15 protein-coding genes are annotated in these 18,038 nt (G+C 45.9%); 2 read left to right on the plus strand and 13 right to left on the minus strand.

Annotated elements, in window-relative coordinates:
• Nucleotides 1-18 precede the first annotated feature (18 nt).
• The 3 genes from pyk to MFP28_RS07515 form a co-directional block, all read right to left on the minus strand.
• Entirely contained in the window at nucleotides 19-1,524 is a 1,506-nt protein-coding gene (pyk, locus tag MFP28_RS07505; RefSeq protein WP_002897851.1) for a pyruvate kinase, read from the minus strand.
• 63 nt (nucleotides 1,525-1,587) lie between these two features.
• Complete coding sequence (pfkA, locus tag MFP28_RS07510; protein WP_002906871.1) at nucleotides 1,588-2,598, minus strand: 6-phosphofructokinase; 1,011 nt, start codon at nucleotides 2,596-2,598, stop codon at nucleotides 1,588-1,590.
• 84 nt (nucleotides 2,599-2,682) lie between these two features.
• Complete coding sequence (locus MFP28_RS07515; RefSeq protein ID WP_032916266.1) at nucleotides 2,683-5,793, minus strand: DNA polymerase III subunit alpha; 3,111 nt, start codon at nucleotides 5,791-5,793, stop codon at nucleotides 2,683-2,685.
• Between the two features lie 180 nt (nucleotides 5,794-5,973).
• Between MFP28_RS07515 and MFP28_RS07520 the strand changes: the two genes are divergently transcribed.
• Nucleotides 5,974-6,681, plus strand: coding sequence for an ABC transporter ATP-binding protein (locus MFP28_RS07520; protein ID WP_002906874.1), 708 nt, complete (start codon nucleotides 5,974-5,976; stop codon nucleotides 6,679-6,681).
• 14 nt (nucleotides 6,682-6,695) lie between these two features.
• Nucleotides 6,696-7,529, plus strand: coding sequence for a hypothetical protein (locus MFP28_RS07525; RefSeq protein ID WP_002906875.1), 834 nt, complete (start codon nucleotides 6,696-6,698; stop codon nucleotides 7,527-7,529).
• 42 nt (nucleotides 7,530-7,571) lie between these two features.
• Here the strand turns inward: MFP28_RS07525 and MFP28_RS07530 are convergent, their stop codons facing one another.
• The 10 genes from MFP28_RS07530 to asp1 form a co-directional block, all read right to left on the minus strand.
• Complete coding sequence (locus tag MFP28_RS07530; protein WP_002906876.1) at nucleotides 7,572-8,267, minus strand: LrgB family protein; 696 nt, start codon at nucleotides 8,265-8,267, stop codon at nucleotides 7,572-7,574.
• Nucleotides 8,260-8,640: a CidA/LrgA family protein gene (locus MFP28_RS07535; RefSeq protein WP_002906877.1), complete on the minus strand. Its 381-nt coding sequence runs from the start codon at nucleotides 8,638-8,640 to the stop codon at nucleotides 8,260-8,262. The genes MFP28_RS07530 and MFP28_RS07535 overlap by 8 nt, the downstream gene beginning before the upstream one ends.
• A gap of 173 nt (nucleotides 8,641-8,813) precedes the next feature.
• Nucleotides 8,814-9,035 carry an accessory Sec system protein Asp5 gene (gene asp5 / locus MFP28_RS07540; RefSeq protein WP_002906878.1) on the minus strand — a complete coding sequence of 74 codons (222 nt, stop codon included), beginning with the start codon at nucleotides 9,033-9,035 and terminating at the stop codon, nucleotides 8,814-8,816.
• 1 nt (nucleotide 9,036) lies between these two features.
• Nucleotides 9,037-9,219: an accessory Sec system protein Asp4 gene (gene asp4 / locus MFP28_RS07545; RefSeq protein ID WP_002897858.1), complete on the minus strand. Its 183-nt coding sequence runs from the start codon at nucleotides 9,217-9,219 to the stop codon at nucleotides 9,037-9,039.
• Complete coding sequence (gene gtfB / locus MFP28_RS07550; protein ID WP_002906879.1) at nucleotides 9,212-10,564, minus strand: accessory Sec system glycosylation chaperone GtfB; 1,353 nt, start codon at nucleotides 10,562-10,564, stop codon at nucleotides 9,212-9,214. Before gtfB ends, asp4 begins: the two co-directional genes overlap by 8 nt.
• Nucleotides 10,548-12,068: an accessory Sec system glycosyltransferase GtfA gene (gene gtfA, locus MFP28_RS07555; protein ID WP_002906881.1), complete on the minus strand. Its 1,521-nt coding sequence runs from the start codon at nucleotides 12,066-12,068 to the stop codon at nucleotides 10,548-10,550. Before gtfA ends, gtfB begins: the two co-directional genes overlap by 17 nt.
• A 12-nt stretch (nucleotides 12,069-12,080) precedes the next feature.
• The gene (gene secA2 / locus MFP28_RS07560) at nucleotides 12,081-14,462 is read right to left on the minus strand and encodes an accessory Sec system translocase SecA2 (protein ID WP_002906884.1); all 2,382 of its coding nucleotides are present in this window, start codon (nucleotides 14,460-14,462) and stop codon (nucleotides 12,081-12,083) included.
• Nucleotides 14,455-14,934, minus strand: coding sequence for an accessory Sec system protein Asp3 (asp3, locus tag MFP28_RS07565; protein WP_002906887.1), 480 nt, complete (start codon nucleotides 14,932-14,934; stop codon nucleotides 14,455-14,457). The genes secA2 and asp3 overlap by 8 nt, the downstream gene beginning before the upstream one ends.
• The gene (gene asp2, locus MFP28_RS07570; protein ID WP_002906889.1) at nucleotides 14,931-16,460 is read right to left on the minus strand and encodes an accessory Sec system protein Asp2; all 1,530 of its coding nucleotides are present in this window, start codon (nucleotides 16,458-16,460) and stop codon (nucleotides 14,931-14,933) included. Before asp2 ends, asp3 begins: the two co-directional genes overlap by 4 nt.
• Nucleotides 16,450-18,030: an accessory Sec system protein Asp1 gene (gene asp1, locus MFP28_RS07575; RefSeq protein ID WP_002906892.1), complete on the minus strand. Its 1,581-nt coding sequence runs from the start codon at nucleotides 18,028-18,030 to the stop codon at nucleotides 16,450-16,452. Before asp1 ends, asp2 begins: the two co-directional genes overlap by 11 nt.
• Nucleotides 18,031-18,038 lie beyond the last annotated feature (8 nt).

Genomic DNA, 18,038 nt, shown 5'->3' on the forward strand with positions numbered 1-18,038 from the left:
CTTTTTTGTTGTCTTAGATTAACGTACTGTACGGATACGCATTGTGTTGGTACGAACTGCTTCACCAAGCGGCACACCAGCAACGATAACAATATCATCACCAGATTCAACCAAGCCTTGCTCAACTGCAATCTTTTCAGCGATTTCAAACATATCATCTGTGTTAGATGGAGTTTCAGTAGTCACTGGAATAACACCCCAGTTCAGCATAAGCCCACGTTGAGTCAATTCATCAAAAGTGATAGCTAAGATATCAGCGTTTGGACGGTACTTAGAAATCAAGCGAGCTGTGTGACCTGTCTTAGTAAGAGTAACTACCAACTTGATATCCATTGAGTTTGTAGCATCTTTAACTGCTGAAGCCATAACTTCAGTCTTAGAGTTGCGCTCAAAGTTGTCAGTTGTCAAACGACCATATTCGTTAAGAAGGGTTTGAGCGTTCTTATCGATAGTAGCCATTGTCGTTACTGACTCAAGAGGGTATTTACCATTTGCAGACTCACCTGAAAGCATAGTTGCGTCAGTTCCATCGATAACAGCGTTAAATACATCTGATACTTCTGAACGAGTTGCACGTGGTTTTTCTGTCATGGTTTCAAGCATGTTAGTTGCTGTGATAACCACTTTACCAGCTGCATTTACCTTAGTGATGATCATCTTTTGGTAAACTGGAACCATTTCGAATGGTACTTCGATACCCATGTCACCACGGGCAATCATGATACCGTCAGCAGCTTCAATGATTTCGTCCAAGTTATCGATACCTTGTTGGTTTTCGATTTTCGCGAACAATTGAACATGGCCGTTGCCAGTTTCTTCACAGATTGCACGAACTTCGTTGACGTCTTTTGCAGTACGTACAAATGAAATCGCGATGAAGTTGATTCCTTGCTCAAGACCAAAGCGGATATCGTCATTGTCACGCTCAGCAAGTGCTGGGAAAGGAATCTTAGTGTTAGGGATGTTCACACCTTTTTGCTTAGCAATGATGCCGTCATTTTCAACTTCTACTTCAAATTCACGAGTAGCATCGTCTTTAGCCACAACACGAAGACCAAGTTTACCATCGTCAACCAATACTTGACGGCCAACTTCAACATCATCGTAGATGTCCAATCCGCCAGCAACGTTCAAAGCAATGACTTCACGAGTAGACTTGATGCCTTGCTTAGTAGCAACACGGATTTTTTCACCAGTTTTGTATGAATACTCTTTTGCATCGCCTTCGAACAATTCTGTACGAATTTCTGGTCCTTTTGTATCAAGAAGGAAACCAACTTTTTGGCCGGCAATTTCTTCTGCACGCTTAACAGTTGCCATGCGCTCTCCTTGCTCAGCATGGTCACCGTGTGAGAAGTTGAAACGGAATGTGTTTGCGCCAGCTTCAATCAACTTAGCAATGTTTTGAGCTGATGCTTCAACATCCAGCTTTTCTCCCCAATATCCGTCATCACCGAATTTTTTACCACCGCGGATTTCTACCGCAGGACCTAATGTTGCAACGATTTTTACACGTTTATTCATGATTGTATGAAACTCCTTCTTCTATTTGGCCTCTTGGCCTGAATAACAAATAACAAATAATAATTAAATATTGATGCTGCGGTTCAAATCAGCCAAGTCCAGATCAGCTTTGTGCGGATTGTTAACGACAATCTTGCCTTCAGCAGTCAAGCTAAAGAGCGCTCCTTCTTCAGCAGTTCCCAGAATTGGGCTTTCAACCATCTGCTCATTGCGGATTCCAACAGCAACTCCGCCGATACCTTCTTTAAGCAGTTTAACAGCATGTGCTCCCATACGAGATGCAAGAACACGGTCACGCGCAGTCGGTGAGCCTCCACGCTGGATATGTCCGAGCTCTGTGACACGCAAATCGCTCATATCACCAGCTTCTTTCAGCTTCTCAGCGAATTCATCCGCTGACATGACACCCTCAGCCAAGACAATGATGTTGTGCTTCTTACCCTTGGCATAGCCACTCTTAATGCTTTCAACAACTTCTTCGATCTTGAAACCTTCTTCAGGAACGATGATTTCGTCCGCACCAGATGCAATACCTGCCCAAAGAGCAATATCACCAGCATTACGTCCCATTACTTCGATAACGAAAGTACGGCGGTGACTGGATGAGGTATCCCGAATCTTGTCAATCGCATCCATAGCCGTAGTAACAGCTGTATCAAAACCGATAGTGAAGTCTGTTCCGACGATATCATTGTCAATGGTTCCTGGAACACCGACAGCCGGGAAGCCATGCTCTGTCAAGCGCATAGCACCGTGGTAAGATCCATCTCCACCGATAACAACGACACCTTCGATTCCATGTTTTTTAAGCTGCTCAATCCCTTTCAGCTGCCCTTCAACTTGGGCAAACTCAGGGTAACGAGCAGAGTGAAGGAAAGTTCCACCGCGAGAAATAATGTCACCAACTGATGTCGCATCAAGTGGGTAAATCTCGCCAGCAACCATTCCAGCGTAGCCATCATAAATCCCGTAAACTTCCATTCCTTCGGAAATTGCTTTACGAACAACTGCACGGATGGCAGCATTCATACCAGGGGCATCGCCACCACTAGTCAAAACAGCAATACGTTTCATTTCGCTTTTTGCTCCTTTTTCTTTTTAACATTCTTATAGATTATACCACAATCATCATGAAAATTCTCCTATTTTCCATATTTTTTAACGAAAAATCGTTTTCATAGTATAATTCTTCAATTCCTCTTGCAGCTGCTCTAATTTCTCCACTCGGAAATGAGGTGCAGATATAGTTCGCTTCTCATCTTCATAGCGCAGGACAACCGGAATATTGCCGGGGTATTTCTGCAAAACATGAGATATTTCCCGATCATGCTCATGTCCAGCAAGTTTTATCCAGAACCGTTCTGTAGTGGCTTCTTCTATATCTGACAAGACCAACTGTAAACGACCATCCCGCTCCTGCACCTTGCCGCTCAAGTAGTAAATCCCCTTCTCCTTAATGCGCTCACCTAGCTGGCGATAGGTATCAGGAAAGAGGGTAACATCCAGTTTTTTCTTGGTATCTGAAACCTGCAAGAAGGCCATATTCTCGCCATTTTTAGTCCGGATAGTCTTAATAGTCTGGACTTCAGCCAAAATCCTAGCTCTGCTATTTTCTGTCAACTCAGCAATCCAGCTAAAGGGCTGGGCCGCTTCTTTGGCCAGTTTAACCAAGGGGTGATCGCTAAGCCCCACACCGATTATGCTCTGTTCCAGCTCAAACTTTTCGGTATCGCTAAAATCCTGAGCCTCTGTCCAAGAATAAGTCGTATCGGCAAAGAGGCTGCCTAGCTCATCCGCAAATACAAATAAATTAGGCAGGTTGGCTAGAATTTTTTGGCGATTTTTCTCAAAACTGTCAAAGAGCCCCAGCTGGATTAGAGGAGTCAGCAGTGGAATCTTATGGTAATTCTGAGGTAGGCGCAGAATAAAGTCTTCTACCCCAGTAAAGACAGCATTTTGTCGCTCTTCGATAATCCAGTATGCCAAATCCCTAGGCAAGCCTTTGATATTTTTCAGACCCAAAAAAATCTTTTTATCCTGAAACTTATCATGGTAGGGAATATTATTAATGCTGAGGGGTGCTGTTTCAAAGTCAAAACTCAGGGCATCGGTGATATAGTCACTGCTAGAATAATTAAGCATGACATCAAAGAAAACATCTGGATAGTGAGCCTTGAAGTAAGCCAACTGAAAGGCCAGAGCTGAGTAGGCATAGGCGTGGCTGCGGTTGAAGCCATAACCAGCAAACTTCTCCATAATAGCAAAGACTTCCTTGGCTTTGGATTCCGAGTGACCTAGTTTGAGAGCACCTGCGACAAAGTCCTCCTGCATGCGGTGCATTTCAGCAGCGCTTTTCTTGCCCATGGCCCGCCGTAAAATATCGGCTTTCCCCAGACTAAAGCCACCAAAGCGCTGGGCCACCTGCATAACCTGCTCTTGGTAGAGCATGATACCGTAAGTCGGAGCTAGAATATCAGCCAAACTGTCATCAATCAGCTCCACCTGCTCTAGCCCGTGCTTTCTCTTGACAAAATTATCAATATAATCGCTGGCTCCAGGACGATTGAGAGAGGTTGTGGCCACTACTTCCTCAAAGCAAATTGGCTGAACTCGCTTGAGCAGGCTGATTGCACCCGGCTGCTCAAACTGGAAAATCCCTTTGGTCTGGCCAGCCGCAAAGAGTTTCAGAGTGTCTGCATCCTCCAAGTCAATGTCTGCAATCTCAATATCTACCTCATATTTTTTCAGTGTTGCTTCTTTCATCCGCTGGACAAAGGTCAGATTGCGCAAGCCCAGAAAGTCCATCTTGAGCAGACCGTTGCTCTCCACACCGTGGGCATCATATTGGGTGATATACATGTCCTCACCGTATTTAAGCGGTATCTGATCAGTCAGGTCACTGTCGCTCATCACAACGCCAGCTGCATGGATAGAAGTCTGACGGGGATGACCTTCGATTTTTTTAGCAATATCAAAGGCCTTTTGATATTCCAGCTTACTATTGATAATCTGACGAAAGGCCATATTTTTCTCATAAGCAGAGGTCAGACTATCCCCGAAGCGGATTTTCTTGGTGATATTGGTCAGCTCATACTCTGGCAGACCGAAACGCTTGAAAACATCGCGAATGGCCTGCTTAGCTCCAAAGGTCGAGTAGGTCACAATCTGAGCTGCATGCATACTGCCATAGCGGTCACGAACATAGCGGATAAACTCTGGCCGGTAAACATCAGGAATATCGATATCAATATCGGGCATGGTATAGCGCTCTAGATTGAGAAAGCGCTCAAAGAGCAGGTTATTCTTGACTGGGTCAATCCCAGTAATCTCCAAAGCATAGGCCACCAGACTACCGACAGCAGATCCTCGGCCCATGCCCATATAGTAGCCCTGACTGCGACCAAAGCGCAGCAAATCCCAGACAATGAGAAAATAATCATCAAAGCCCATCTGATGAATGACAGCCAGCTCCTGGTCCAGCCGTTCCTGATAAAGTTTACCTGTTAAACCGCGTTTTTTTAAGCCAGCTTCGGAGCGCTCCCGCAACTCTTCCACGGCTGGTCGCTCCCGATTAAAGCGGGGCAGTTTCAGCTCCCTATTGATATCATAGTGAACATGACGGACTAGCTTCTCAAGATTAGCCAAACTCTCTGGGAAAGTTTCCTTAAAAGCTCCTGCCAGAGCATCTGGTGCCAGCAAAAACTCATGATTGGGAAGGCTGCCAATCTCCCGCAGGCTGGCATTTTCTCGAATAGCCCGGAGCATCTGCAAGGTTTCCAAATCCCCCGTGTCAAAATATCGGACGGTATGCAGGGGCAGGGTTGGCCGACTGAACTCCTGCTTAGGTGTTGCTGGAAAGACACCAACATAAAAATCCAACCCCAAATCCAGATCTGCTACTCCGTTAAAAGCAGGAACAATCACAGCCAACCCCTTAAAGAGATGCTGGAAATCCTCCCAGTTTTTTTGTCCCATCATCTTGAGAGTCGAGACTTTCATCAGATTGCGATAGCCTTGACTGTCCAAGGCCAGCAGACGGAGATGAAGCTCCTTCTCTGCCTTGATCAGACTCAGATCCAAGCCTAAAAGCGGCTGCAGTCCCGCAGATTCGGCTTCCTCTAAGAAATGATAGGCTCCATAGAGATTGTCCGCATCCATCATGCCCAGATGACTGTATCCTAAGTCCTTGGCTTTTTGCACATATTTCTTTATCGGGATCAAGCTATCCATAAAACTGTAAACAGTCTTGGTATCAAGTTGTATCACCACATTTTTCTCCTTGAACATGCTTTGCTTCTTCTTATAACTATTATACCGCAATTCACTGAATGAGGGAAATAGGAGTTTGACTGAACAGAAAGATTCCATTCCTTCTTTCCGGCTTTCTTTGCCATTTTCCTAAGGAAAAGGTATAATAATTGTAAATTGAAGAAAATAAAGGAGACATGTATGAATCAGTATCCTCTGGTCTATCTTGACCATGTCCATAAAAATTATAGCGACGCACCCGCCCTGTATGATGTGAGCTTAAACATACAGCCCGGCAGAATCATCGGACTTCTAGGTCCTAATGGCAGCGGCAAGACAACTATTATCAAGCTTATCAATGGTCTCTTGCAGCCCACCTCTGGCCATATCTATCTCAAAGGCGTCAAACCTTCTCCTGATACCAAAAGAATCGTTTCCTATCTGCCAGATACGACTTATCTGAGCGACAGCTCCAAAGTAATCGAAGCTGTAAAATATTTCCAAGATTTTTATGATAATTTTGACAGCGCGAAAGCTATGCAGCTTCTAAAGGATCTTCATATCGATCCTCAAGCACGCATCGGAAGCCTTTCAAAAGGAAATAAAGAAAAAATGCAGCTCATTCTGGTCATGAGCCGCCATGCGGAACTGTATATCCTAGACGAGCCTATCGGTGGTGTTGATCCGGCTGCTCGCGACTATATCCTGCAGACCATCATTCAAAACCGCACACCTCAGTCTTCTGTCATCATTTCCACCCACTTGATCGCAGATATCGAGCCAATCTTGGATGAAGTAATCCTGATTAACCAAGGTCAGATCTTTTTGCATGAAAATGCTAATCAGCTGCGTCAACAGTACAATCAATCCATTGATAATCTCTTCCGCAGCCAGTTTCGCTTTTATTAGGAGGGCTTCATTATATGTTTGGAAAACTGTTTAAATACGACTTTAAGTCTAATTACAAATGGTATTGTATCACCTTTGCCATTCTTCTCACTCTATCAGTCTTTATGGGAATCATAGCTGGCAGCATCCTAAGACCTGAGGCGATGAATCGCTATAGTGAACATCCATTGTCTATTAGTGGTGTTATTATCACTTTCTATCTACTATTTCTCTTGCTGTTTTCTGCATCTTGCGCAGTCTTTCTATCCAATACCATCATTATTATCCGTCGATTTTATAAAAATGTCTTTGGGAGAGAAGGCTACCTGACTTGGACCTTGCCGGTCACCCCGCATCAGATTCTTCTGTCCAAGCTTCTTTCCGCATTTGTTTGGACCCTCTTGTGTATGCTGACCATGTTTATTAGTGGTTTAGTCATCTTTGGCATTGCTCTTCCCCTTGTAGGCTATTCATTCGATGAGATTTTTAAATTTATTGGTGAAATACCAGATTTGTGGCTATGGATTGTCAAATACGGCTTCCTTAATCTCCTTCAAATCCTTTCTGGTATCCTCTTCTTTTACCTAGCAATCTCAGTCGGACAGCTTTTCAAGAAGAATCGGATTATGATGGCTGTGCTCTTCGGATTTTTGATTTGGACTGTTCTGGCAATCTTGTCTCTCCTCTTGCCTAGTTCTTTTGATTCATATGGACTACTTAGTTTATATGATTATAGTCACTCCTCTTCGGACTTTGAACAGATGCTAGATGGTTTCATTATTATCCGAATCGTCTTTGAACTCGTCAAAATTTTCGGTTTCTATTTTACAATCTATGCCATTGTAAAAAACAAACTAAATCTTCAATAGGCAAAACAAGGTTGAAACGAAACGTTTCAACCTTGTTTATTTTTACTTCAGAATAATCGCTGCCACAATAGGGCTGACCAGAACATACATGAGGCCGGTCACGCCAATCGCAAGTCCTGCCATAGCTCCTGCGACCTGGCCGTATTTAAAGGCGGTTCCCGTTCCTACCGCATGGCCAGTTCCACCTAAAGCAAGACCGATAGCTACCGGGTCTGTGATTTTTAAGAGCTTAAGAAGCGTTGGTCCTAATACACTGGTTAGAATGCCCGTCGCAACCACCACCACTAAGGTCACTGTAGCAAGACCTTGCAGCTTGTCTGTGATACCGACAGCCATGGCCGTTGTGACAGATTTCGGAAAAAGAGAAACAGCCAGAAAGAAATCCATTCCGAAAAACTTAGCCAGTAAAGCAGTGAAGCTGGTATTGACTACAACCGCCGCAAAGGTCCCAATCAAAATACTGCGTGCATGGTGCTTCATCAAATGAAAAGTCTTGTAAAGCGGAATCCCCAAAGCAACCGTAGATGGCACAATTAGGTTGTTTAAATAGGAGCCGCCGACATAGTAATCCTTGTAGGAAATACCGGTTAATTTTAAAAATGAAATAACCAAAACTGCTGCAATCAGCAACGGTGTTGTCAAAGGATGAGGAAATCTCCGAAAAATCAATAGACCGAACAGATAGGCCAAGATAGACAAGGCAAGGCCAAAGAGAGGGTTGCTCCATAAATCAGACATTGCTGGTGTCTCCTTCCTCATAATCTCCTTCAAAACGAGTCTTAATCAGCTGCACCACAACCGCAATCACGCAGACATTAAGCACAATCGCTCCTAAAACAATCAAAATAATCGGCAACAGATAAGGCGCAATGACCTGAAATTTATCCATGATACCAACTGCTGGAGGCAGAAAAAGAATGGTCATATTTGCCAAGAGAAAATTGCCAACCATACTGATATGACGCAGGCGCAGGAGCTTGAATTGCAGAGCCAAAAACAGCAAGACCAAACCAATGATACTGCCCGGAACAGGCAGGTGGAAAACACTTGAAATTCCTTCTCCAACGAGGGAAATCATAAAAATAATCATCAACTGAACGTATAATTTCATACCAAACCTCCATCACTTGTATATCCAGTTTACTCCTTTTCAGAAAAATATCAAGGTGCTTTCAGAAATTAAAACCTTTACATAAAAAATTTGCTTATAAAAATTCCCTCTATTGCAGACAATAGAGAGTCTTTCTTATTTAGCAGTCGTCTGAGTAGCTTCCTAGACAGATGCTAGATGGATTGAATCATAAAGAAAATCATGAGCACAATCAGAGAAAGGCTTGCCAAAAGAACTAGGATTTTCTTTGCGAGGTGGGTTTCCCAGTAGCCTGACTTGCCAATCGATGTATTAGTTTCTCTATAAAATTGCTGGTTTTCTCTAGGAAGCAGACTAACCAGCAAAATCAAGATAAGGGCTACTACAATGGTAAATGTAATCAATATTGTTTGCATTTTATTTCCTCAAGGCTCCAATCAATGTAAAAATCAAGCCAATCAAGATCATCAAGCCCAAGGCGATGACAAAGGCCTTGTTGAGGTTTTCACCCAGGCTGGCCTTCTCTTTCTTGGGCTTGCCATGCTTAAGCTCATCTAACCGTCCCTCAATATCCTTATGAAATAAATCTTTTTTAGCCATGCTGACCTCCTAACAAGCTTTGGAGAGTCTCCTGATAAAGACTGACGGGTACATCATTGGCATGTCGGCCTTGAGCTTGCAAGGCTGACCGCATCTGCTCAACACCAGATAAGGCTTCTTCCAAAGTTGATGCCAGTTGAGCTGGCTGGCTGCTGTCGAAAATATGCTGTTGGGCAATGTAGTGCCTGTCATGCAGGGTCTGCTCAAAGCCTAGAATCAAGAGATTGTTCTCAAAAGCCTTGCGCACTGCCTGTAGAACCTGACCTCCGTGATTGATGTCCAGATAAATGTCCGATTCCAAGTAGAGCTGCTCGATCTGCTTGAGACTGGCATTTTGATAAAGGACGACATTCTTATAGGACAACATAGACAATAGCTTAGGCGACATTTCCGTAAGTGCTGCAATGCGAAAGACTAGCTGCGGCAAGGCCTGAACCAAGGTCTCTAAGCCTTCAATCTGATCCGAATGGGTCAGAATCAAGGCATCTTTTCGTAGGTAGTTGTCCCGCTTGAAGTCATAATGATAGCCCAGATGCAGGAACTTCTGCTGCTGGTCAGTCGCTGCCAGACTCTTGGCCTTTTCATAAGTTGCTAAATCTGGAATGACAATGGTCTGCGTCCGCAGCTGGCTATTTTCCAGAATCAGCTGCATATTGCCCGGAAGCTCATCATACAGAGGTTCCTGCCAAAAGAGAATATCCTGCCCAGCTCGACCTGTCAAGCTGTGGGAAACTAGGAAAGAATAAGCCAGCGAATTAAAGAGAATGTGATCCAAGTCAAAGTCTAGCCGCTCTAAAAAGAAATGGATAAAATCTACTCGGCTTTTGAACATCCGCATCGGCTCTTGGTCCAGAGTCAGGATGATGTCACCAGTGGCATGATTTTCCACGATGCGCTCCTGACCGTCTGTGCTATAGTAGGTTGTGTTGAAAGCTTCCTGGCCTGATTTATAGGCTGTTTTGGCAAAGCAGCGACCTTGCTTATTATAGCGCTCACTCAGTCGTAGCTGGCCTTTTTTATCCAGCCAGTCCACCTGCTTGACCAAGCGGCCCTTGGCCTGACTTGCATAGTGAATCCGTGCTCTTTCTTCTCCCATGTCACTGACACGCGCCGCCTGGTGGTCGCCTGTGATTTCCCAGAAAGGTGGCACTGGTACTTGATTGAAAAAGAGCGGGTGGTCTACTCCCTCTTCATCCCCTAAAAAATAAGTATAGGGGGAAATCATATCGTCCGGGAGAAAGCCATTGGCCTCAATGACAATGGTCGGACAGTCATAGCCAGCTGCAAGGAGGGAATCATGCAGATCCTGGGTTTCCTGATTGTAATAATCAAAGAGCTGAATCATCTCTGACCTCCTTTAAAAGCTGGGACCAAGCCGCTTCAACCCGGCTGGTCAAATAATTCTCGGCCACTTGATAAGAGTGTTGGCTCATCTCCTGCTGGCGTCCTTGGCTAAAGAGAGCTACTATTTTCTCCACAAAAGCAGCAATAATTTGGTCCTCGACCTGATTGGAACTGACCGGTATCAGATAACCATTTTTACCATCATCGATAAAAGTCTGATTGCCATAACGGACATCAAAGCCAATGAGGGGCAGACCCGAGCCAACCGCTTCCATGAGCGTTAGACCAAAGCCTTCGCTGGTTGAAGCCGTCAGATAAAGCTCATAGCCTGCATAAATCTGACTTAAATCTGCATGCCCTTTGAGCCGAATGTAGTCCTGAGCTCCTGCTTCCTCAATCCTGCGGCGTAGCTTCTCCTCTTCGCCCCCCTTACCGTAAATATCAAGAGTCAGTTCAGGCAGCTGGGCTTGTGCTTGGACAGTCGCTGCCACTAGCCAATCGATATGCTTTTCCGTAGCGAGACGCGAAGCCGTAATCATGGAGAAAGGCTTGCGAGGATCTTTGGGATAAGTCAGCTGGTCCAGACTTCCCACCGGTATGGTGACAATTTTGGGCTGCTTGTTCGAGTAATGCTGGAACTGCTGCTCTAGAATCGTTTTCTGAGCCTCTGTTGCCACGATGAAAAAGTCCACCTTGTCAGCATTAGTAAACTGGTAGTCATAAAAATTATTCCAGAGAATGTAGTCGTCACTGCTGGCATTTTCACTAAAATGCTCCGCATGGACCACTACTCCCAGCTTAGCCTTCTGACTCTCCTCAAAGACAACCTGACCAATCCCTGTCTCCCTATCCAAGATGACCACATCATCTGCCTGAAGCTGCAAACATTGGAGAAAATAGCGGACCAGCTCAGCCTTGGAATAGAAAATCCGATCTGGAAAGCGATAGAGCTCTTCCTGACCATCCTCTATCAGCATGTCATAGGCCACACTGCCGTCTTCATGGTAGAAACGGCGCTGGTAGAGGGTTGCAGCATCATTGTGGGGTGCGAAGTATTCACTGGCATAGCGGACATAGGAGAAATAATCCTTGCGAATCAATCTCCCCCGCGAGACATACTCCACATGCTCCACAAAGTCTTGGTCTTCCTGTCGCAGATAACAAGTGATAAACTGTTCATCCTGCGGATAGAAATAGCGGACAATCTTGCCCTCTCTCTCCGAGCGATCCGGCTGACCTGCGACTTGATCCAGCACCTGGTCCAGCGTCACCGTCGTTGGTGCAATCTTGACATCAGTAAAGTAATTATAAAGCCAAATAACTTCCTCATCCAGAAAACCGATATTTTCCGTCAGATGCTGGATATTATCCGCTAAAATCATATCCATAAAGATAAACTTAGCCGGCTGCTGGATCCTGCGCAGTAGCTGGGCCCGATAAGCTTGGGCGTATTCTACACCGCTGCTGGCCCAGCCGATGCCTAAGTTGATGTTATATACTGTCATATTCTCCTCGTCTTACGGGAAGTACATGATGACTTCTCCTTTAGGGTTGAGTGCCAATTCACTCATCAAAAGATTCTTGACAATCTGCTGTTTCATGCGCTCCTTCATATATTCAAAGCCATCGTAAGCCTCTTGATAATATTCTACCAGAGGATTTTTCATAGAGAAATGCTGACCGCTTAAGGCTGTCTTGAGCTGCTGCAGATAGTCCACCTGCTCGACCCAGTTCTCATCAATAGCCTTGAGAACGGACACTCGCTGAAAATGGGTAAAGAGCTTGTCAGACTTGAGATAGGCTTTCTTTGCCTGTAATTCCTGCTCGGCAATATCCTGCAAGAGCTCTGCAATTTTCTCCGGCGAATAAATATCAAAATCATAAGGAATACGCTCAGCATGATAGCTGAAATGGTCTAAGATAAAGCGATAGAGGTCTGCCCGCGTCTCATAGGACTGCTCATAGGCCGCCTGATGAATGACCTGACTGAGGACACGGCTGATTTCTTCATCAATCCGCTCTTCAGCTTGAATCAAGCGATTGCGCTCAGCATAGGTAATCTCCCGCTGAATCTTCATACACTGGGCATATTCCAGCGTCATCCGACGGGACATCTTGGCACTGCTTTCGCTGGCTCTCTGGGCCTTGGCCACTAAGCGTCTAAAGCGGTGCTGCCCCAGCTGGACTGGATGCTGCTGAACTTCTTCAGTTGAATAGTCCTTGTAGAGCTTCTTGAGCCAATCTGGCCCCCACTTCCTGAGCAGATCATCCTCTAGCGAGATGAAAAACTTACTAATCCCCGGATCACCTTGGCGGCCTGAACGGCCACGAATCTGTAGGTCAATCCGCTGGTTCTCCATCCGCTCAGTACCAATCACCACGAGACCACCCAAATCAGCGACACCCGGTCCCAACTTTATATCCGTACCGCGGCCGGCCATGGATGTAGCCACCGTCACAGCACCTTTCTGCCCAGACTCTGCGATGATCTGCGCCTCACGCGCCGCATTGTTGGCATTGAGCAGATTGTGGGCGATGCCTTCTCTCAGCAGTAGGGATGAGTAAATCTCTGACATCTCCACTGAGCCGGTGAAAATCAAGAGTGGATTGCCTTGAGCATGGTAGTGCTTGACCTCGTCCAATGAAGCAAAGACTTTTTCTGGCAGGGTCTGGTAAAGCTGGTCTGGTAAATCCTGCCGAATCACTGGCCGGTTGGTCGGGATCTTGATGACAGACATGGAGTAAGTCTCCATAAATTCGCTCTCCACCACCTTGCCGGTCCCGGTCATACCAGAGATTTTCCGGAAGAGCCGGAAGAGATTCTGATAGGTGATGGAAGCCATGGCCCGCGTTTCCTCCGTCAGCTTGACATGCTCCTTGGCCTCAATGGCCTGGTGCTGGCCTCCCTGAAGCCGGGTCATTTCCAGCAGACGGCCGGTTGCGCGGTCCAGAAGTACAACTTCTGCTTCTTTGTCACCCTGGCGGACAACATAGTCCTTATCCTTCTTGTAGAGCTTGTGGGCCCGCAAGGCTAGATTGAGGTGGCGGACCAACTCTTGATTTTCCTTAGAAAAAAGATGCTCCAAGTCAAGAAAAGACTCCGCTGCCAGAATACCTTTCGACGTCAGCCAGACTTCATTCTTCTCGTCATCGTAGTGGTAGTCCTCGTCTTCTTTCAAAGTCGTAATGAAGGTATCCATGATACTATAGAAGTTTGACTGAACCCGAGGAGCACCAGAGATAACCAAAGGCACCTGAGCGCTATCCAAGAGGATGGAGTCAATCTCGTCTATAATGACATAGTTGAAAGGACTAAGATATTGGCTATCCTTATTCTCTGCTAGATTTTCAATCAGATAGTCAAAGCCCAAGGCACTATTGGTCGTATAGACAATATCCGCCTGGTAAATCAGCCGCTTCTGCTTGGGCGTCAAATTTCCAGACCCATCAGCTACCACCGCTGCCTCAATAGTCAACCCAAGAAAACGATAGACCTGCCCCATTTCCTGAGCGTCCCGCAGGGCCAGATAGGTATTGGTGGTCACCAGCATAGCTCCTTGTCCAGACAGGGCATTAAGATAGAGCGGCATGGTAGCTGTCAGAGTCTTGCCCTCCCCTGTAGCCATCTCAGCGACATTGCCCTCATGGAGAACAATCGCCCCCATGACCTGCACATCGTAGGGAAACATGCCCAGCACCCGCTTGTCCGCTTCCCTCACCACAGCATAAGCCTCCGGCAGCAAGTCGTCTAAAGTCTCACCTGCGGTCAGTCTCTCCTTAAATTCCTGAGTTTTCTTTCGTAGGTCAGCGTCTGACAAGCCAGCCATTTCTGACTCAAAACTCTTGACTTTGGCTAAGATTTTCTTTAAGCGCTGAATTTGAAAATGATTTTTAATCATCAGACTCCTCTATGATTTGGTCAATGTTTAGGCAATGAAACTCCAAGGACTCAACTCCTGCACTCAGCAGCTGAACCTTATAGCTATAGGCTTCGTTTGGGTAGGTAAAGATCATACTCTCCGAACGCTCCACTTGATTGCTGATTTCTTTCTCATAGCGGTCAAAGAAGATGATTTTCAGAAAGACGCTGGATTCAGGATAGGTGGTCATATCTCTAGACAGGCAATAGCGAGCTCCCTTTTTGAGCAAGGGGAGAGCAGGCACCTGCCGGTCTCGCTGATAGTTCCATTTGGAAGACCATTCATGGATGGTCTGGCCGGAGGCCATCAGTTTATTTTCAAAAAATATATGTGAAGGGGAATGAATAATAAGGGTAGTGCCGTAAAGATAGGTAAAGTCAGTCATTTTACCAGCTGCCGAAACCCCTCTCAGCTCTCCCCAGTATATGCCCTTTCTTTTTTGAATCTTCATTTCTTTCTCCCAAATTCCTTTTCCAATATCATTCGATAATAATTCATAAACCAAGATATGGCTATAGTGGAGTCATCATTATGGCGTCCAGGGACACCTCTGCTAATCAGCTTAGCTTCGGTAAGATGAAGAGCCGCTACCAGGTCCTCATAGGCCGTCGGATCATAGTCTTCTTCCTTCATGTAGGCGATACCAAAGGTCGTCCGGCTGAAATCAGCCTTCTCAAACTTACGCCAGTAGCGTTGATTCAGCTCCTCTACATGCTCCTTATCTTTGCCACCTGTGTGACGGTGAAGGACATCTAGAGCCGTCGGAAAGACCTCGGGCAGGCGTAAACGACCACGTTGGGCAATAGTGCCTAGATTTCCCAAGGGCTTGGACAAAACAATAGCTCGCGGACGAAACTCTGATCCGTAATAAACCGCACCGTAAGTCCCCATAGACATGCCCGATAGGATCAAATCCCGCTCGGTAAAGCCCAGAAAGTCCAAATGCTCTTGGATAATCTTATGAATACTGCTCTCCAGCTCCTGACTGCCCAGATAAAACATACCGCCATCCACGCGCGGATCAGAAAACAAGAGAAAAGGACAGCCCAAACTGCGCATCATTCCAAAGCCCTCGAAGCCTTCCGCCCGACGGTAACCAGAGAAATAAACAGCCAAAGGTGGCTTCAAATCTCCCGGATAAAAGAAGTAATTAATCTCCTGACGGTGACTATCACGAAAAATCTTCCCGCCCAGAACATACTTACCAAACTCAAAGCGGGTCAGGCGCTGATGCAGAGCACCAACCTGAATCCGTCCCACTCCTCTAGCCTCTAAACTGACTCCCAGATAGGAGGTAAAGTCATTGTCCAGAACCATGGATTCCCGCATGTCCTCTTCTGCGAAAATAGTCTCGCGAGCGATGTCTGCAGTCGAACCTTCTTGGATATTATAGAGGCGCAGCCGCAGCTCACAGCTGCCTGACTTTTCATATTCAAGCCAGAGTTCAACTGGATTGAACTTGTTGGCTATAATATTGTATTTCCAAGACAGGATTGACTGAAAGTCCTGACCAAAGTCACCTTCCAGCTCTAGATTTTCATAGCCATTGTAGCAAATCTTCCCGTGAAATCCAGGGCTGACCACCATATCAAGCGGGGTCATCTTGTCACCATACTGGCCGGAAAAGAGAGACTTGGACAGCTTGCGGATAAGATCAGCTCGATCGCTCATATCCGTTGGCTGAGCGCAGTGACGCTTGAGGAAGTACTCAATATCCGCTTCCTGGGTTTCCTGTTCCCGATCATAGAAAACTGTATAAGGGATAATCTTGGCCTCAATCATAAACAAATCTGGGATCCGATGCAAATCGTCCACCAGAATCGCATCAAACTTGCCAATCTTATCCATCTCCATGACCTTTTTGATGGCTAGATTGGAGTTAGGAAAGAAATAATACCAGGCCATATTGTCTGGAATAGCAAGCTCCTTGCTCCAGTCGCTTGAGCCAATCTGTAAGATTTTCAGCTTATTTTGCATTCTCAGCCTCCTTGAGCCACTGCTCCCACCGGCCAATCAGCTCCAGACCAGTGTTATGATGGATTTTTTCAATGGAATAAATCAGGGCCTGGTTCCAATTTTTCAAACCTTCCAAGTAATAGTCTGCAGCAGTCGGAACATCAGAGATAGAGTCCAAGATATAGCCATTTTGCAGATGGGTCACATAATCCGAGCCCACCAGATTGATCTGCGGAATCCCGGCAGAAATCCCAGCAATTTGTGTATAGAGATTTGGCTGCTCACTCAGGTCGATGATTAAACGTGTATCATCCAGCTCCTGAATCAAGCTGAGCTCGTCCGTGATATTTTTAATGGTGAAACGGAGATCCTGCTCCTGATTTTCCAGCAGGGCATTCTCAGCCTGCTCACTGCGGCGGTAATTCTTGACAAATTCATATTGATTCAGATACTCATCAATAACCTCCTGTACCTTGGTCTCCACCTTTTGGATTCCTTCATGCCAGGCATTGTAAACACCGATAGTCAGCTCCGTATCCGGATGCTTGGCCACATAGTGGAGAACCTTGAAGATGGCATAGTCATTAAGCCCTTCTTCCAGATTAATCTGATAAAAAATCTTGGATTCACGACGGCGTTGGCTCTTGCCCAGCTGCAGACGAGTATCAAAAGGCGACAAGTAGTGCACCTTCTGAGCCTGTCTAGGCAGATAGCGCTGAATAGCCTTCTTGAAATCCATACGATCAGTCAAGACTAAATTCGCCTGCTGCAAATCTGCTTCTAAAGCCGGCCAATCCACTGTATGATTGCGCTCGTGGAAAAAGCTGAGAATGATTTGAACTTGCTGGGGCAATAAGCGCAAAATGGCTTGAGTGTATAAGGGATGCGCTGCCAGGACGAAGCGGCTGTCTGCTCCTGCATTGCGCTCGATGTAGTGGCCTAATTTCTCCAAGATTAAGTCCGGCATCCGCTCATACTCCAGCTTATCAAAGTCCAGTAAGTAAGCAGGGTTGACCTCTATCCGACTATCGTCAGGCTTCAGATACTCACGAATCCGCCAATCACCATCCGGCTGTAGGTAGTCCTGATACAGGGGCTGACCTACTTCATAATAGGTGATACTGGAGACAAAGCCCCGGTCATCAAAGATATAAAACTTGTCCAGCTGGTCATCCTTGAAAAACTTGATAAAGCTGATAAAGCCTTCTACTCCAAACTCGACATGGGCATAGAGTTGGCCCTGCCTGCGAACCATGATTAGAAAGGGCGTATAGACAAACTCGCAGTCTGGCTCCCAGTCCAGATCCTTGATTTGCAAGACCTGCATTTCTTTAGACTGAATCCCCTGAATCTCATCAAAGACCGAGTAATAGTCCGTCTCAAAAATATCCTGCCGATGCAAGAGGTAGCGGGCATGCGGCATATAGGCTGGCAAAAGCAGCTGGACTGGCAGATTTTCACTTTGGAAAATCCGAATCTGATGAATCGAGTCATCAAACTCCAGTCGCTGCATGGAGCGATACCAAGGGACAATATCCCGGTGCCAAACCCGATCCCCACTGCCACTCCATGAAGGAATAAAGTAATACATAGTTTCTC

The organism is Streptococcus sanguinis (assembly GCF_050234405.1).
Lineage (GTDB): Bacteria > Bacillota > Bacilli > Lactobacillales > Streptococcaceae > Streptococcus > Streptococcus sanguinis_W.

What these genes read in the sequence shown, in the direction of transcription:
- asp2 (WP_002906889.1), bottom strand. Translation starts at nt 16,460, where the DNA reads ATGCAAAATAAGCTGAAAATCTTACAGATTGGCTCAAGCGACTGGAGC.
- pyk (WP_002897851.1), bottom strand. Translation starts at nt 1,524, where the DNA reads ATGAATAAACGTGTAAAAATCGTTGCAACATTAGGTCCTGCGGTAGAA.
- gtfB (WP_002906879.1), bottom strand. Translation starts at nt 10,564, where the DNA reads ATGATTCAGCTCTTTGATTATTACAATCAGGAAACCCAGGATCTGCAT.
- asp5 (WP_002906878.1), bottom strand. Translation starts at nt 9,035, where the DNA reads ATGCAAACAATATTGATTACATTTACCATTGTAGTAGCCCTTATCTTG.
- asp1 (WP_002906892.1), bottom strand. Translation starts at nt 18,030, where the DNA reads ATGTATTACTTTATTCCTTCATGGAGTGGCAGTGGGGATCGGGTTTGG.
- asp4 (WP_002897858.1), bottom strand. Translation starts at nt 9,219, where the DNA reads ATGGCTAAAAAAGATTTATTTCATAAGGATATTGAGGGACGGTTAGAT.
- gtfA (WP_002906881.1), bottom strand. Translation starts at nt 12,068, where the DNA reads ATGACAGTATATAACATCAACTTAGGCATCGGCTGGGCCAGCAGCGGT.
- secA2 (WP_002906884.1), bottom strand. Translation starts at nt 14,462, where the DNA reads ATGATTAAAAATCATTTTCAAATTCAGCGCTTAAAGAAAATCTTAGCC.
- MFP28_RS07530 (WP_002906876.1), bottom strand. Translation starts at nt 8,267, where the DNA reads ATGTCTGATTTATGGAGCAACCCTCTCTTTGGCCTTGCCTTGTCTATC.
- MFP28_RS07535 (WP_002906877.1), bottom strand. Translation starts at nt 8,640, where the DNA reads ATGAAATTATACGTTCAGTTGATGATTATTTTTATGATTTCCCTCGTT.
- pfkA (WP_002906871.1), bottom strand. Translation starts at nt 2,598, where the DNA reads ATGAAACGTATTGCTGTTTTGACTAGTGGTGGCGATGCCCCTGGTATG.
- MFP28_RS07520 (WP_002906874.1), top strand. Translation starts at nt 5,974, where the DNA reads ATGAATCAGTATCCTCTGGTCTATCTTGACCATGTCCATAAAAATTAT.
- asp3 (WP_002906887.1), bottom strand. Translation starts at nt 14,934, where the DNA reads ATGAAGATTCAAAAAAGAAAGGGCATATACTGGGGAGAGCTGAGAGGG.
- MFP28_RS07525 (WP_002906875.1), top strand. Translation starts at nt 6,696, where the DNA reads ATGTTTGGAAAACTGTTTAAATACGACTTTAAGTCTAATTACAAATGG.